The sequence below is a fragment of the Pseudomonas sp. S3_A09 genome (assembly GCF_054668065.1).
This window is the reverse complement of sequence record NZ_CP162752.1, coordinates 4,541,304-4,556,218: the sequence shown is the minus strand read 5'-3', so window position 1 is coordinate 4,556,218 and position 14,915 is coordinate 4,541,304. Positions and strand designations below refer to the sequence as shown.

General features: G+C 61.3%; 13 protein-coding genes. 9 read left to right on the top strand and 4 right to left on the bottom strand.

The window, feature by feature from the left end; all coding sequences use genetic code 11:
• The first annotated feature begins 14 nt into the window (after positions 1–14).
• Positions 15–422, top strand: a complete 408-nt coding sequence (locus tag AB4N92_RS21280) for a PA2817 family protein (RefSeq protein WP_010211653.1) — start codon at positions 15–17, stop codon at positions 420–422.
• On the opposite strand, the gene AB4N92_RS21275 is transcribed toward AB4N92_RS21280, so the two are convergent.
• A complete protein-coding gene (locus tag AB4N92_RS21275) occupies positions 423–1,367 on the bottom strand; it encodes a LysR family transcriptional regulator (protein ID WP_236267017.1) in 945 nt (314 codons plus the stop codon). It lies immediately after the preceding gene.
• An 89-nt stretch (positions 1,368–1,456) separates the two neighbouring features.
• Here AB4N92_RS21275 and AB4N92_RS21270 point away from each other — a divergent pair, with 89 nt between their 5' ends.
• Positions 1,457–2,083: an alanyl-tRNA editing protein gene (locus AB4N92_RS21270; RefSeq protein WP_010211656.1), complete on the top strand. Its 627-nt coding sequence runs from the start codon at positions 1,457–1,459 to the stop codon at positions 2,081–2,083.
• Here AB4N92_RS21270 and AB4N92_RS21265 read toward each other — a convergent pair.
• Positions 2,080–3,654 carry an alkaline phosphatase D family protein gene (locus AB4N92_RS21265; RefSeq protein WP_236267016.1) on the bottom strand — a complete coding sequence of 525 codons (1,575 nt, stop codon included), beginning with the start codon at positions 3,652–3,654 and terminating at the stop codon, positions 2,080–2,082. The two genes, AB4N92_RS21270 and AB4N92_RS21265, sit on opposite strands and share 4 nt — an antisense overlap.
• Positions 3,651–4,205, bottom strand: coding sequence for a GNAT family N-acetyltransferase (locus tag AB4N92_RS21260; protein ID WP_031290853.1), 555 nt, complete (start codon positions 4,203–4,205; stop codon positions 3,651–3,653). The genes AB4N92_RS21265 and AB4N92_RS21260 overlap by 4 nt, the downstream gene beginning before the upstream one ends.
• Before the next feature lie 190 nt (positions 4,206–4,395).
• Here AB4N92_RS21260 and AB4N92_RS21255 point away from each other — a divergent pair, with 190 nt between their 5' ends.
• The 6 genes from AB4N92_RS21255 (at position 4,396) to AB4N92_RS21230 (ending at position 11,612) form a co-directional block, all read left to right on the top strand.
• Positions 4,396–4,803, top strand: a complete 408-nt coding sequence (locus AB4N92_RS21255) for an ExbD/TolR family protein (RefSeq protein WP_236267015.1) — start codon at positions 4,396–4,398, stop codon at positions 4,801–4,803.
• 2 nt (positions 4,804–4,805) lie between these two features.
• Positions 4,806–5,534: an energy transducer TonB family protein gene (locus AB4N92_RS21250; protein ID WP_010211659.1), complete on the top strand. Its 729-nt coding sequence runs from the start codon at positions 4,806–4,808 to the stop codon at positions 5,532–5,534.
• Between the two features lie 24 nt (positions 5,535–5,558).
• Positions 5,559–7,841, top strand: a complete 2,283-nt coding sequence (locus AB4N92_RS21245) for a TonB-dependent receptor (RefSeq protein WP_021492120.1) — start codon at positions 5,559–5,561, stop codon at positions 7,839–7,841.
• Positions 7,842–7,858: 17 nt separating this feature from the next.
• Entirely contained in the window at positions 7,859–8,506 is a 648-nt protein-coding gene (locus AB4N92_RS21240; protein WP_021492121.1) for a MotA/TolQ/ExbB proton channel family protein, read from the top strand.
• Between the two features lie 53 nt (positions 8,507–8,559).
• The gene (locus tag AB4N92_RS21235) at positions 8,560–9,777 is read left to right on the top strand and encodes a phospholipase D-like domain-containing protein (protein WP_010211664.1); all 1,218 of its coding nucleotides are present in this window, start codon (positions 8,560–8,562) and stop codon (positions 9,775–9,777) included.
• Positions 9,778–9,872: 95 nt separating this feature from the next.
• Complete coding sequence (locus tag AB4N92_RS21230; RefSeq protein ID WP_021492123.1) at positions 9,873–11,612, top strand: dipeptidase; 1,740 nt, start codon at positions 9,873–9,875, stop codon at positions 11,610–11,612.
• 43 nt (positions 11,613–11,655) lie between these two features.
• Here the strand turns inward: AB4N92_RS21230 and AB4N92_RS21225 are convergent, their stop codons facing one another.
• Complete coding sequence (locus AB4N92_RS21225; protein ID WP_236267014.1) at positions 11,656–13,317, bottom strand: M24 family metallopeptidase; 1,662 nt, start codon at positions 13,315–13,317, stop codon at positions 11,656–11,658.
• A 77-nt stretch (positions 13,318–13,394) separates the two neighbouring features.
• Here AB4N92_RS21225 and pdxR point away from each other — a divergent pair, with 77 nt between their 5' ends.
• Positions 13,395–14,876: a MocR-like pyridoxine biosynthesis transcription factor PdxR gene (pdxR, locus tag AB4N92_RS21220; RefSeq protein ID WP_069673187.1), complete on the top strand. Its 1,482-nt coding sequence runs from the start codon at positions 13,395–13,397 to the stop codon at positions 14,874–14,876.
• The last annotated feature ends 39 nt before the right edge of the window (positions 14,877–14,915 follow it).

Genomic DNA, 14,915 nt, shown 5'->3' with positions numbered 1-14,915 from the left:
AGAGGACTTATCTCGTGTCCAACGTCGTTGCCGATCATCTCGTCTTGCTCGACCACCTGCGCAGCATCCTGGTTGCCGTCGGCGAAGCCGAACAGGTGCCCGAGGAAAGCCATTCACTGTTCCTGGAGCGCTTCGACGAATTGCGCGCCCTGCTGCCGATCGACCCGATCGAAAGCCAGTACCTGGGCCAGGACCTGATGAGCCAGGTCATCCTGCGTTACCCGCAGATTGCCCACTTGGTGCCGCGCGACCTGCTGTGGTTCTTTGGCGGTGACTGCCTGCACTTCATGCCCGACGAAGAACTGGACCTGTACCAGGCGCTGGAAGAACGTCGCTTCGAAGCCGAACAGAACGACGAACCGTTCGACTGGAACCAGGAAAAGCAGCTACTGGCCATGCCGGACGACCAGAGCAAGCACTGATCAGCGACCTGGAATGGGCCGACGCAACGTCGGCTCCTTCGCCATGCACGCCACCAGATAATCGATAAATACCCGTAACTTCGGCGGCAGATACCGCGTGGGCGAATGCAGCAACCACGCCTCGCCATGGTAGGACGCAATAAAGTCCCACGCCGGCAACACCTGCACCAACCGCCCCTCCTCCAACGCGTGGCGCGCCGTGAAATACGGCAAGCTGGCGATACCCACATGCTGCAACACCGCATCCAGCCGAACCCCGGTGTGGTTCGCCGCATAACGCCCGCGCACCGCAACCGTCACGGCCTTGCCAGCCTGGCGGAATTTCCAGCGTGAATCACCGGGTGTCTCCCCCAGGTAGATGCAGCTGTGCGCCAGCAGATCATGGGGATGCCCCGGCGTACCGTGTGCGGCCAAGTACTGCGGCGTCGCGCACAGCAAATGCTCGATGGGCAACAACTGCCGACCCACCAACCCCGGCGGTGGGCTGTCGGTGATGCGGATGCTCAGGTCGACATTGTCATCGATCATGTCCACCTGGCGATCCTCCAGGATCAACTGCACATCCACCTTGGGATAACGCCGCAGGAATTCCGGCATATGCGGGTGCACCACAAACCGCCCCAACGCCTTGGGCACGCTGACTCGCACCAGCCCTTCGGCTTCATGGGTGAACTGGCCGCTGATCTCCATCACCGAGCGCGCCGCGCTGACCATCTCCTGGCAGCGCTTGAACACCTCCTCCCCGCCTTCGCTGAGGCGCAACTTTCGCGTGGTGCGCTGCAGCAAGCGCGTCGCCAGGGCCTTCTCCAGGCAAGAAATGCTGCGGCTCACCGAGGAAGGCGAAGCCCCCAGCTGCCGGGCGGCCTCGGAGAAGCTGCCGGTTTCCACCACTTTGACGAAAATCGCCATTTCGCCCAGCAGCGGCAAAGGAAGATTGATGCTCATGGTGCACAGGTCCATTGATAATTGAATGGATTATCACCTATCCACGCACTATTTATACTGCCCGCAGAACCCTGATGCGGATGTAGATCATGACCGAGCGCCTGTTTTTTACCCACGACCACCTGACTGCCGAGCTAGAGGTGTTGAGTTGCACACCTCACGGGGAGCAGTTTGCAGTCATCCTGCAGTCGACGATTTTTCACCCACAGGGCGGCGGGCAACCTTTCGATACCGGCTGGCTCGGTGAAAGCACTGTACTTCGCGTCACCCAGGAAGCCGACCGCGTGGTGCACTATGTCGACCGCCCATTGGAACCCGGTCCGATCACCGCTCGGGTCGATGAACAGCGCCGCACGTTACACACCCGATTGCATTCCGCCGGGCACCTGATCGGCAACGCAGGCGAGGCCCTGGGCTGGATGCCGATCAAGGCTCATCACTGGCCCGGCGAAGGCAAGATCACCTTCATCCGTGGCGAAGCGGCGCAAGCCATGGAAGCCGAGGCGCTCCAGCAACAGGTCAACCAATGGATCGCCGCGGATTACCCGCGCCGCATGAACCTGGAAGACGGCACCCGCGAAGTCGGCTTCGGCGAATTGCCCGCGTATGCCTGCGGCGGCACCCACGTGCAGGCGCTGAGCGAATTGGGCCAGGTGAGCATCCTGGCCCTGTCGGAGAAAAAGGGTGCGCTGTCGGTGCGCTACGAAATCGCTTAAACCTCAATCGCCCCCGCCCGCCCCGACTCCACCACAAATGACTTGAGGGTCGACACCGTGGCCGCCGAGTCGCGGGGGTCGGTAATCACACGCAGGTTCGTGAGCATCTTGTGTGCTTCCACCTCCACCGACACATACCCCCGCTGGCGACTGTCGAAAAACTTCACATGCGGGTTGAGCGGCAGCAGCTTGCTGAACGCGTCAAAGGGCGGGCCGTCGGACGTCACTGAAGTGCCGACAAATTCCGTGGCCACCACCTGCGAGTCCGGGTTGTTGCCATCAGCCTGCAGATCCGTCACCCAGAACGAATGGATATCACCGCCCCAGAACACCGGGTTGCTGACCCGGTTACGTTCGATGGAAGCCAGCATCCGTGAGCGATTGGCCATGTAGCCATCCCAACCGTCGGTCCAACGTCCCGGTTTGTGGTTGGTCAGGTCACGCTGGGTCAACGGGGCCACCAGCAGGTCCTGGGCGATGATGTTCCATTGCGCCTTCGACTGGGCAAACCCTTGGTCCAACCAGGCCTCTTGCTGCCAACCAAGCAGGGTTCGGCCAGGGTCGCGCAAGTCGTGACAGAGGTTATCGGCAATATGCCCCTGGTGACTGCCATTGGCCAAAATGCACGGTTGTTCGGAACGATATTGCCGACCGTCCAGCACGTGGAAGCGGGCCAGTCGGCCGTAGTCCAGGCGTCGATAAATGCGCATGTCCGGCCCCTTCGGCAAGCTGCTGGCACGCAACGGCATATGCTCGTAGTAAGCCTGGTAGGCCGCCGCCCGCTGCTGCATAAATTGTGCGACAGGGACCCTGGGATCCTGGGACCAGCGGTTGGCGTAGTCGTTCTGCACTTCGTGATCATCCCAGGTCGCCACGCTCGGTGCGGCGGCGTGCAGGGCCTGTAGATCCGGATCGGTTTTGTACAGGGCATAGCGGTTGCGATAGTCGCTCAGGCTCACTGCATTGCCGCTGCCGTGGGAGCGAATGATCTTGCCCGAATCCGCCGCGTAGGAACTGTCGTAGATGTAGTCGCCGAGAAAAAACACCAGGTCGGGCTGCTCCTCTGCCAAGTGGCGATAGGCACTGAAATAACCGCGCTCCCAGTGGGAACACGAGACAAACCCAAGGCGCGCCGACGTCATGGCATGCACGTTCGGCGCCGTGCGCGACTGCCCCACCGGGCTTTGTGCCCCAAGCCCTTCGAACTGATACCAGTAAGGCCGGCCCGCCTCCAGCCCCGCGACTTCCACATGCACTGAATGCCCCCAGCGCTCGCTGGCCATGACCTCGCCCTGGCGCACCACGCGGCTCATGGCGGCATCGCTGGCGACCCGCCAACGCACCGGCACCGATCGGCTCAAGCCACCCCGGCCATCCGCGGCATTGAACAAAGGCGCCAGGCGTGTCCAGATCACAAACCCGTCGGGCAACGGGTCTCCGGACGCCACGCCGAGGGTGAACGGATAGTCCACTCCGGCACTGCGCGCAAACGGACTGAGGATCGAAAACGTGGTGGCGACGGCCAGCCCGGCAAGCACCCGGCGCCGGCCATGATCAACCTCACCACTCACCGCCGTAACTCCCAATCCTCACGCACCGTGGCGAACACCAGCATGTCCTCATGCACGCCGTTCTTGAGGAACGCCCCGCGCATGCAGCCTTCGTACCGCAAGCCGATTTTCTCCATGACCCGCGCCGACTCTTTGTTGCGACTGAAACACTGGCTGCCCACACGGTGCAGGTCGAGTTCGGCAAAACCGTAGTCCATCAGCGCACGCGCCGCCTCTGCTGCATACCCTTGGTTGCGCGCATCCGCCGCTACCCACCCGCCCAAATGTCCATAGCGGTGGGCCGGGTTGATGCGCAGGCTGACGATGCCGATCAGTTCACCGCAGTCACGCCGATGCATGCCCAGGCTCAACAGGTGGGCCGAGTGAAATTTTTGCTGCATGCCCTCGATAAAGTTCTGCGCCGTTTCGAGGGTGTAAGGCGAGGGAATGCTCGCCGTGTTATCTGCGATGTTCGGACCGTTGGCGAGGCCCCACAACGTCTCGGCCTGATGGTTTTCCAGTGCGCGCATTAACAGTCGCGGCGTGGATATTTGTGGCAGCTCACGGCTCATTTCCAGGGGCCCTCGAAGTAAAGTTTTTGAGAGTGCTCCTGCCACATGTCAATTCTGTTACGTCACAAAAATGTCTTGAGATTCGCCTGTAAGACGCGTCCTAGAGCCCTCAAAACGTCAATTAAAGTTAACCAATCGGTCATTTTTGGTTGTTAGCGTGTCGCCCCTAATTCAATAACGGGGTAGCGGAATGAGAACCTGGGACGAACCGAAAAAACGCAAGGCGCACATCGAACTGATCCCGATGATCGACGTGATGATGTTCCTCCTGGTGTTTTTCGTACTCGTGAGCCTGAACGTGATTCCGGCCCTCGGCATGAAGACGCAACTGCCCAGCGCCAGCAGTTCGCAGCAGCTCAAACCACAGAAAAAATTCATCCTGACACTGGGCCTGGAAGGCCAGCTGCAACTGGATGGCAAGGACCTCACGGTCGACGCGCTGGTGCCGGCGCTGAAAGCGGCGGAAAAGCCCGACACCAAGTCGACCATCATCGTTAACAGCGACAAAGGCGTGGAGGTTTCGCGCCTGGTGGAAGTGATGGACACCCTGCGCCTGGGTGGCTTTACCTCCGTGTCCATTGCTACGCGTAAGTCCTGATCATGTACGTATTGTTTCGTGCGCGTCAGCTGCTGGGCAGCGTTCCGGCCCTGATCGCCCTGGTCCTGATTGCAGTGGGTATCCAGTCCCAGACGTTGAAGGTCGAGCCGGTTTATGACGAATCGGCGGTCGAGTTGGCGTTGGTCGAGCCGGAGCCGGAAGTGATCCCGGAGCCGGTGGTGGAACAAGCGCCGCCACCGCCGGTGATCGAGGATGAAGAGGCCGAGCCAGCCCCGCCGCCACCGCCGCCAAAACCGCTGCCCAAACCCAAGCATGAGCCCAAGCCGAAACCTGTGCCCAAGCCCGTAGTCGCCCAACCGACACCTGCACCGGCTCCGCCACCGGTCACTGCCAAACCGGCACCGGCGGCTGTGGCACAGGTCGCGCCGACGCCCGCGCCGCCTGCGCCACCTAAGGTCGATGGCCAAGCACTGGAAGGCGGCTATCTCAAGGGGCTGCGCAACGAGTTGGACACCTACAAGCAGTATCCCACCGGGCGTCAGGCCTCCCTCGAACGCCCGACCGGCGAAGTGGTGGTCTGGTTGCTGGTCGATCGCCAGGGCCGGGTTCTCGACTCCGGCTTGCAAACCCAGGCCTCGAGCATGTTGCTCAACCGGGCCGCCACCAACAGCTTGCGTCGCATCAAGCAAGTCAAGCCGTTCCCCGAGCAAGCCTTCGGGGGCCGCAATGAGCAGCGCTTCACCGCCACCTTCAACTACAGCGTGCAATAAGCACCCGACACCAGGACGACAGAGATGAGGTTCACACGGATTCATCTGGCACTCGTTGCCGCAAGCATGGGCCAGGGAATGGTCATGGCCGACACCAACAACAGCGACGTCGGGACTATTGGGGTTCAGGGCAAAGCCACGGCAGGTGGCGGCTACATGGTGCAGGAAGAAAGCATCAAGGGCCGCTCCACCGTAACCAAGGAAGCGCTGGATAAACAGACCGCCACCGGCAACGCCGTGGACAAGCTCAAGTACACCCCAGGCTTGAACATTTCCAGCGAAGACAACACTGGCCTGTCCGGCTTTCGTTTCACCATGCGCGGGCTCAACTCCGACCAGGTGGGAATGTCGGTGGACGGCATGCCGATCAACGACTCGGGCAACTACGCGCTGTACTCCAACCTGTTGGGCGACCCGGAAAACATTGAGCAGATTTTCGTCACCCAGGGTTCCTCGGAAGCCGACGGTCCGCACATCGGTTCCAGCGGCGGCAACATCGGCATCGTGACCATTCGCCCGACCAAGGAAACCGGGGCATTCGTCAAACAGGTGATGGGCAGCAACGCCACGCGCAAGACCTTTGCCCGTCTCAATACCGGCGAGATCAACGGCCTGAGCAACTGGTTGTCGGCGTCGCATACCGAAGGCCAGATGTGGCGCGGTTCGGGCGCCGTGCGCGCGGACAAGGTCGAATGGAACAGCTTCTTCGACGCCGGCGATGGCAACACCGCCAACCTGATCCTCAAGTACCACGAGCAGGACAACAACAGCTACAGCCAACTGACCAAGGCCCAGTACCAGCAGAACGGCCGCAAGTACGACCCCTACCCCGCCACACCTACCGTGGGCAGCAACGGCAAGTACAACAGCTACTACGCGCTGGCGCAGAACCCGTTCCAGACGTTCACCGCCGTGCTCAATACCCAGTTCAAACTGGCGGACAACCTCGCGCTGTCGGTGATCCCGTATTACTACTGGGGTAACGGCAGCGGTGTCGGCTCGTCCAGCTATGCGCTGAACCGCGGCTCGAACCAGGGTGGCGTATTCGACCTGGGCAACCTGCCCACCGGCGCCCAATACAACGCCGACGGCACCCCGAACAGCGGTGTGTACTACCGCCCTTCGCGCACCCAGACCTGGCGTCCGGGCATCACCACCAAACTGAACTGGGACCTGGGCGACCACAGCCTGCAAGTCGGCTACTGGTACGAACGCGCACGCCAAAGCCAGACCCAGCCGTTCATTCCGCTCAAGTCCAATGGCAAGCCGGTGGACACCTGGCCGGATTCCAACGACGCCGTGGCCGATGCCAACGGCAACACCATCCAGGGTCGCGACCGCTTCACCATCACCCCGGCGCAGAAGGTCTGGGCCCAGGACACCTGGTACATCAACTCGGACTGGACCCTGATCGCGGGCCTGGCCTACATGAACGTCAAGCGCGACGGCACCAACCACGGCAGCCTCACCGAGCAGCCGGAAAAACGTAACCAGACCTACAACAAGTTGCTGCCCAACGCCGGCCTGAAATACCAGTTGGACGAACGCGACCAGTTGTTCTACAGCCTGTCGCGCAACATGCGCATCCCGCAGAACTACGTGCTGTACGACAAAGGCGTCGGCTCCATCGACTCCAAGCCGGAAACCAGCTGGAACCATGAGTTGGGCTGGCGCTACACCGATGAAGACATGACCGTGGCCGCCACTTTGTTCTACATGCAGTTCAAGGATCGCCAGGTGTCGTCGCGCGACATCAACGGCGACTTCGCCGACATCAACGCCGGCTCCGTCAACAACAGCGGCCTGGAGCTGGAGTGGAGCGGCCTGTTGCCGAATCACTTCAACTACTACACCTCCTACACCTACACCAAGGCCGAGCAGCAAGACGACCTGACCGTCTACAACGCCGGCAAAGCCATCGTGTTGCCCACCAGCGGCAAGCAGTTCGCCAACGTGCCGAAAAACATGCTGGCCGCCAACATCGGCTACGACGACGGCCGTTTCTACGGCACCTTCGGCGGCAAGTACACCAGCAAGCTCTACGGCGACCTGACCAACGACGAAGCCATCTCCGGCCGCACCGTGTTCAACGCCGGCGCGGGTATTTACCTGCCGGTGGACAAAAAGGTGGTCAAGGACGCGACCCTGCGCCTGAACGTCGACAACCTGTTCGACAAGAAATACCTGGACGGCGTCTACACCACCAAGACCAATGCGGCCAGCTACAGCGGTTTCCGCGACGGCGACCCTGCCTACATCGTAGGCCTGGAACGCACCGTGACGGTTTCTCTGGAAGCCAACTTCTAATTGCGAGGTAAGTGAACATGGACATGAACCTGCTCCACGACATCACCTTTTATGTGATGTATGCCGCGATGGCCATCGCGATCTTTATCACCATCGAACGCGGGATTTACTTCGCCTATGTACGCAGGCAAGCCCGTGCGCTGACCGAGGTGCTGGGCGCCAATGTGCACAGCGAGCGCGACCTGCCGGAAAGCCTGATCCGCCGTGACAGCCTGCCGCTGAGCATGGTGTTGCCGGTCCTGGCACAGAAAGCCTCGCAAGGTTCGCGCAAGGACCTGGATGACGTGATCGAAACCCAATACCTGACCACTCGTGCGCCACTGGCCCGCAGCCTGTGGATCATCGAAACCATCACCACCGCCGCCCCGCTGTTGGGTTTGCTGGGCACCATCCTCGGCATTATCGACACCTTCAAGGCGCTGGCCACGGCGGGTGTGTCTGATCCAGGGCAGATTTCCGGTGGTATCGGGACGGCCTTGTTCGCCACCGGCCTGGGGATCGCCATCGCGCTGTTCTGCGTGGTGTTCCACAACTTCTTCCAGGACAGCCTGGAGCGTATCAACGATCAGCTGAAAATCCTGCTGATCCGCGCCGCCACCGGCGCCCGCGTGCAGAGTGACGTGCCGCACCTGGTGCCGACGCCGCTGCACAGCCGCACGGCGTAACCGTAACAGCGGGCGCGCAATGCGCCCGCTTTTCTTTTCCGATGGGAATCCCTATGTCCGTTTCCTTGAAATTGCGCATTGCAGGCCTGGCAGGCTTGCTCATGAGTCCGCTGGTCCAGGCGGACTTTTCGATTCCGGGGTTTGAACTGGTGCACACCGTGCCGGTGGACACCGCCCTCGGCACCGACGACTTGCGTCAACCGGGCCCGGTATGGAGCGAACTGTTCGACGGTGCAAAAAGCAGCATCGATATCGGCCAATTCTACGCCGTCGATCATCCGGGCTCGGTGATGGACCGCGTGATTGAACGCCTGGAAGCCGCCGGTAAACGCGGTGTGAAGATTCGCTTTCTGCTGGAAGAAAAAGGCATCAAGTTGTCGGAAGCCTCCACTCTGGAACGCTTGCGGGCGATCCCCAACCTGACCTTTCGTGTGTTGCCCTACGCGCGTGTGAGCGGCGGCATCATCCACGCCAAATACTTGGTAGTGGACGGCAAGCAGGCCTTCGTGGGCAGCCAGAATTTCGATTGGCGCTCACTGGAACACATCCACGAAACCGGGCTGCGCATCACCGACCCGACCGTGGTAAGCCAGGTGCAAGCGATCTTCGAGCAGGACTGGAAAGCCCAGCAGGCCTTGACCGACAACCAACCGGTGCCGCTGCCTGTCACACGCAATGCACCACCGCGCACCGGCAACTACCTGGTCGCCAGCCCGCAACGCTACAACCCACCGGGCGTGGGCGACTCACAGTTGGAACTGCCACGCCTGCTGAACGAAGCGAAGCACGAGGTGCGCGTGCAACTGTTGGACTACGCGCCACTGTCCTACGGACCCGACAAGACGCGTCCGTACTACGCGGTGATCGACAACGCCGTGCGCGCGGCAGCGGCACGTGGGGTGTCGATCAAGCTGATGGTGTCCAACTGGAACACCGACGCGCTGGAACTGCCCTACCTCAAAAGCCTGGCGGTGTTGCCCAACGTCCAAGTCAAGATCGTCACCCTGCCGCAAGCCAAGCAAGGCTTTATCCCGTATGCGCGGGTGATCCACAGCAAGACCATGGAGATCGACGGCCAGGTTGCCTGGATCGGCACCAGTAACTGGTTGGGTGGGTATCTGGATAATTCGCGCAACCTGGAAGTGGTGATGCGCAGCGAAGCGATGGCCAAGCGTGTCGGGGAATTGCATGCGCAATTGTGGGATGGGCCCTACGCTAGAGCCTTGAACGTGACCGAGGAGTACCCCGAGCCCCACCCTGGCCAGCATTGACCAGTGGCACCTGAGTAGTGGTAGTGTGTGGAAATGTTTCTGACAGATTGATCAGAAACTTCCCACTCACTACCTGCAAAGGAATGCTTCTCTCCATGCACTTCCCACTCAAGCAATTGGCGGCTGCCACCCTGTTCGCCGCGAGCCTCTCGGCCCTATCCAGCCCCGCGTTCGCTAACATCACTCCAGACCAGAGCACGGCGATTCTCAAGAGTTTCAGCGAAACGTCCGTCACCGATTTTCGCGGTTTCCTCGGCACACTGGCCAAGGGCGATATGGGCAAAACCAGCGACGTGGGCCCGGCGATCAATGCCTTCCTCGACAATAAAACCCTGAGCGCCGACCAGCAGAACGAAATCAATCGCCTGCTCGGCATCTACACCCGTGTGAAATACGGCAAGGCCGCCACCGAAACCCTGCGCGAGCTGGTGGAAATCCCGACCTTTAATGTCGACGGTCTGCCGCAATACAAGAACCCGGAATTCATCAAGATTGCCGGCAAGATCCAGGACCTGGCCAAGGCCTTTAACCTGAACTTTCGCAACATCGACAACCGTGTGTACGAAATATCCCTGGAAGGCAGCGGTGATGAAGTGGTCGGCATCCACGCCCACGCCGATGTGGTGCCGGTGACGCCGGAAAATTGGGTGCTGAAAGACGGCACCAAGCTCGATCCGTTCAAGGTCACGCTGATCGGCGACCGCATGTACGGACGTGGCACCGAGGATGACAAGAACGGCATCGTGGTAGCGATGTATGCCATGAAGGTGATCAAGGAAGAAAAACTGCCGCTGGCGCGCAATTTCAAGCTGCTGGTGGACACCACCGAAGAAACTTCCGGCGACGCGATTCCGTATTACTTCGAAAAGAACCCGACACCGCAGTACAACCTGGCGCTGGACGGCGGCTACCCGGTGGTGATTGCCGAGAAAGGCTACGGCACGGTGATGGCTACCTTCCCGCGTCGCAAGGGTGAAGGCAAAGGCGCGGAAATCATCGCGATGACCGGCGGCATGGCCACCAACCAGATTCCGTCGGCCTCGGTGGCAACGTTCGTCAGCGACAAGCCTGCCGAATTGGCCGCCAGCCTGCAGAAGGCCGGCACCGAATACGCCAAGCGCAACGGTGGTGATTTTGAAGTGGCCACCAAGGTCGATGGCAAAGACGTCAAGCTGACCGTCACCGGCGTGTCCGCGCACTCGTCCGAGCCGGAATCCGGGGTCAACCCAGTGGCGCGCATGCTGGAGCTGATTCACAGCGTCGATGGCAAGATCGCCCTCAAGCACAACCACATCACTGACGCCGCCCGTTATGCATCCGACAACTGGGGCCTGGACTACTTGGGCGGCAAGCTGGGCGTGGGCTTCTCCGATGAGTTCATGGGCCCGCTGACCACTTCGCTGACCTTTGTCGGCCTGGATGACAAAGCCTTCAAGCTGGCGGTGAACCTGCGCGTGCCGAAGGGCAAGTCGCCGGAAAAACTCAAGGCCGAGATCGCCGACAAGCTGAGCGCCTGGGACAAGAAAACCAAGGTCAAAGTGGACTTCACCTACTCGGTGGCCGAACCGATGTACCGCAACCCTGAAGGTGAGTGGGTCAAAGCGCTGTTGGCGGTGGCCAGCGAAAACCTGGGCATGGATCACACGTTCGGCACATCGGCCGGCGCGACCTCCGTGCATGAACTGCCCAACGGCGTGCAATTCGGCCTGGCGCGTCCGGAAGTGAAGTACACCGGGCACACCGACAACGAATTCAAGACCGTCGACCAGTTCCTGCTGGACCTGCAGATCGTGACTGAAATGATGGGCCGTATCGGCCAACTGCCGAAGCTCTGAGCCAAGCGCTGATGTAAAGCAGCCCGCCGCAAAGGCGGGCTCTTCACGCTTGCAGCATCAATATATCCTCGAAAAAACCACCGACCGGTTCCGTGGGATGGCACAGCTGGATTTCCAGCACCCAGGCCATTTCGCTCGGTGGGATCTCCAGATCGGCCAGGTCCTTGCACTCGAACAATGCGTGAGGAAAATCCGCAAGGCGATGCCCCGCGAGATTGCGCGCCAGCCTCCAGCCTTTTGACACCGCGCTTTGCTCGGCAAAGTCATAGAGTTCGCGCCCGGTGAGGCCGCGCAACCAGGCCTCGCGGGTCTCGTCGAAGACCTCGTGCAGTGCCGCGCGGCATGCCAGGTGCAACGGCAAATCACCGAACACAAAGGTATCGCCATAATCGCCTTCATAGCCGTCCCACACCGGGCCCAGGTCGACCACGGCGATATCGGAGGCGCGCAGCCTGCGCTGGCGGTCAATCCCTTCGCGGGGGGGCCGGACCGTGTCGTCGCCAAAGCGGATATAGGTCGGATGCCAGGTGTGGGATGCGCCCATGGCCTGCAGCTGCTCGGCGGCCATGTCGAGGGCTTCGCCGGTGGTCATGCCAACCTTGAGGCGGCTCGCAATCGCCGCCAGGGCACGGATGGATTGGTCACGTGCCGCCAGCATGCCGTCAAACGAGTAGCGGGGGCCGACTTTTTCCCAGATCGGGTCAAACGCGGGCAAGGGCGTTTGCGCGCCTGAGCAACCACTGGGCACAAAGGCTTCGGCAACAAACCGGTGCGCCGGCAAGCCCGCGTCGAGACACTGCTCGCGGGCCTGGCGGATCATTGCGGCGTTACCGCACGCGTACACCTGCGCTTGCTCCCAGGCATGCCCGTGACTCAACGCAACCTCCTGCACCCTACCCTGCGACGCCAGCACCGGATGCCAGCAAAAACCCGGGTGCGCGGCGCTCGCGTCAGCCAGGAATGCACGGTCATAAAAATCCGCAGGTTGCGCCCCTCCCCAGTACAGCGTGACCTCGACGTTGCGCGCCAACGCTGTCAGCAGGATCGGCTTGATGCCCGCATAACCGGTGCCGGTGGCGAACAGGACGACAGGGCTGTCATCCGTTTCCTGCCAGGTACAGGCACCAAACGGCCCTTCCAATTGCAACAGATCACCGGCATCGAGGTCGCTGAGGAGCGTCTCGGAAAACAGCCCACCGCTTACCTGACGAATCTGAAACACCAGGCGCCCATCGTCTTCGGCCGGCAGGTTAGCGATCGAGAAGCACCGCGAGTCGCCATCGACCAGGCAGAACTTGAGATACTGGCCCGCCCGCACCACCAGCGGCCTGTCCGGCATCATCACCAGTTCAATGATGTCGGGGCTCAGTGCGCGCTTGCTCACGACCTGCGCCTCGACCACCCGCGCGGGCGTGTCCAGCGACCATCCGGGGATTTCCAGGCGCATGTCGCCGCAGGCGTGGCTCTGGCACAACAGCATTTCATTGGCTGCCAACGGATAACACGGCGCGGGTGCATCCGGCGCCAGGTATTTGGCCCGGTATGTCCCTTCTGCGACCACCACCTTGCATGAGCCACAGGCCCCTCGTCGGCAGGAAAACGGCACCGACAAACCGTTGGCGAGCATCGCATCCAGCAACAGTTCGTCACCGGCCTCAAAGGTTTTCCCCGAGGGGGACAGTTCGACGATATGGCGTGTATTCATAACAACCTCGGGGTGAGTGAGGCTTGATTGTTGCGTTAGACTAGGCCCATTAAAACCTCCAGTTTTGGATACTTCAGATGGTCCAGATGCGAAAATGGCGCCCGCTGCTCAAGCTGGACGACACTGCCAGGCAGGCGTCCTACCGCAAGATTGCCGAAGGCCTGGTGGCCGCAATCGTGGAAGGACGATTGGCGCCCGGCACCTTGCTACCGGGCACACGGGAGATGGCGCAGTTGCTCGACGTCAACCGCAAGACCGTGATCCTGGCCTACGAAGAGGCCTTGACCAAGGGTTGGCTGGTCAGCGAGCCGCGGCGCGGAACGTTCGTCAATGCGCAGTTGACGTCAAAACAACTGCCGAGTCGCGCGCAAGCGTCCTTCGCTCCGCCCATCCTGGCGCAGACCACCGCTGCGTATTTCACCCAGAACGCCCAGGTGACCGCGCTGAATCATCGGCATGACGCGCTGTTTTTCGATAACGGCACCAGCGACCACCGCTTGCTGCCCCAAGCCGTGTTGCACCGCTATTACCGCAACGCCCTACGCAACAGCTTCGCGTCCAACACCCTGCGCTACGGCAGCGAGGGCACCGGCTACCATTTGCGCTGCGCCCTGGCCGAGATGCTGCGCAACAACCGTGGGTTGACGGTCAGCGCCGAAAACATCTGCCTGACCCAAGGCACCCAGATGTCGCTGTACCTGACCGCCAGCCTGTTGCTCAGACCCGGCGACGTGGTCCTGGTGGAGCGCCTGAGTTACCCACCGGCGTGGGAAATCTTCCGCAAGCTGGGCGCGCAACTGGTCACGGTGGACATCGACGAAGAAGGCTGTCGCACGGACCAGATCGACCGCCTGTGCCGCGAACATCAGGTACGGATGATCTATCTCACGCCGCACCACCAGTTCCCCACCACCGTGAGCCTGCACGCAGCACGGCGGCAACAGTTGCTGGCATTGGCGGCGCTGCACGACTTCTGCATCATCGAAGAAGATTACGACCACGAGTATCACTTCAATGGGCGGCCCTACTTGCCCCTGGCAAGCGATCGCGCCCAGCGCCATGTGATCTATGTCGGCTCCTTATCCAAGGCCCTCGGCTCGACGTTTCGCTGCAGTTATGTGGTGGCTCCCGCGCAGGTGGTCGACGCCCTGCACAGCAACGCCGCATTGATGCTGGGCGATGCCGATGCAGTCGCGCAAACCATGCTCGCAGACCTGATCAACGACGGCGAACTCAAGAAACATCTGCGCCGGGTGTCGAAGGAATACCGCGCCCGCCGTGAAACCTTGCAGACGTGCCTGCATGAGGCGTTCGGCGAGCGGATCAGTGTACGGGAGCCAGAAGGCGGGCTGGCGCTATGGGTGCGGTTCGACGCTCAGATAAACGTCGACCGGATGGTAGCAAGCGCATTGGACCACGGGCTGGTCGTCCGCAGCGGCCGACAGTTCTCACCGATGGACCAGGCGGAAAATGCGCTGCGCCTGGGCTTCGCATCGCTGAACCAGGAAGAAATCCGCGAGGCCACATTGCGCTTGGCCAAAGCGGCGAATGCACGATAAAACGCGCACAAGCAAAAACGCCGATCATTGCTGATCGGC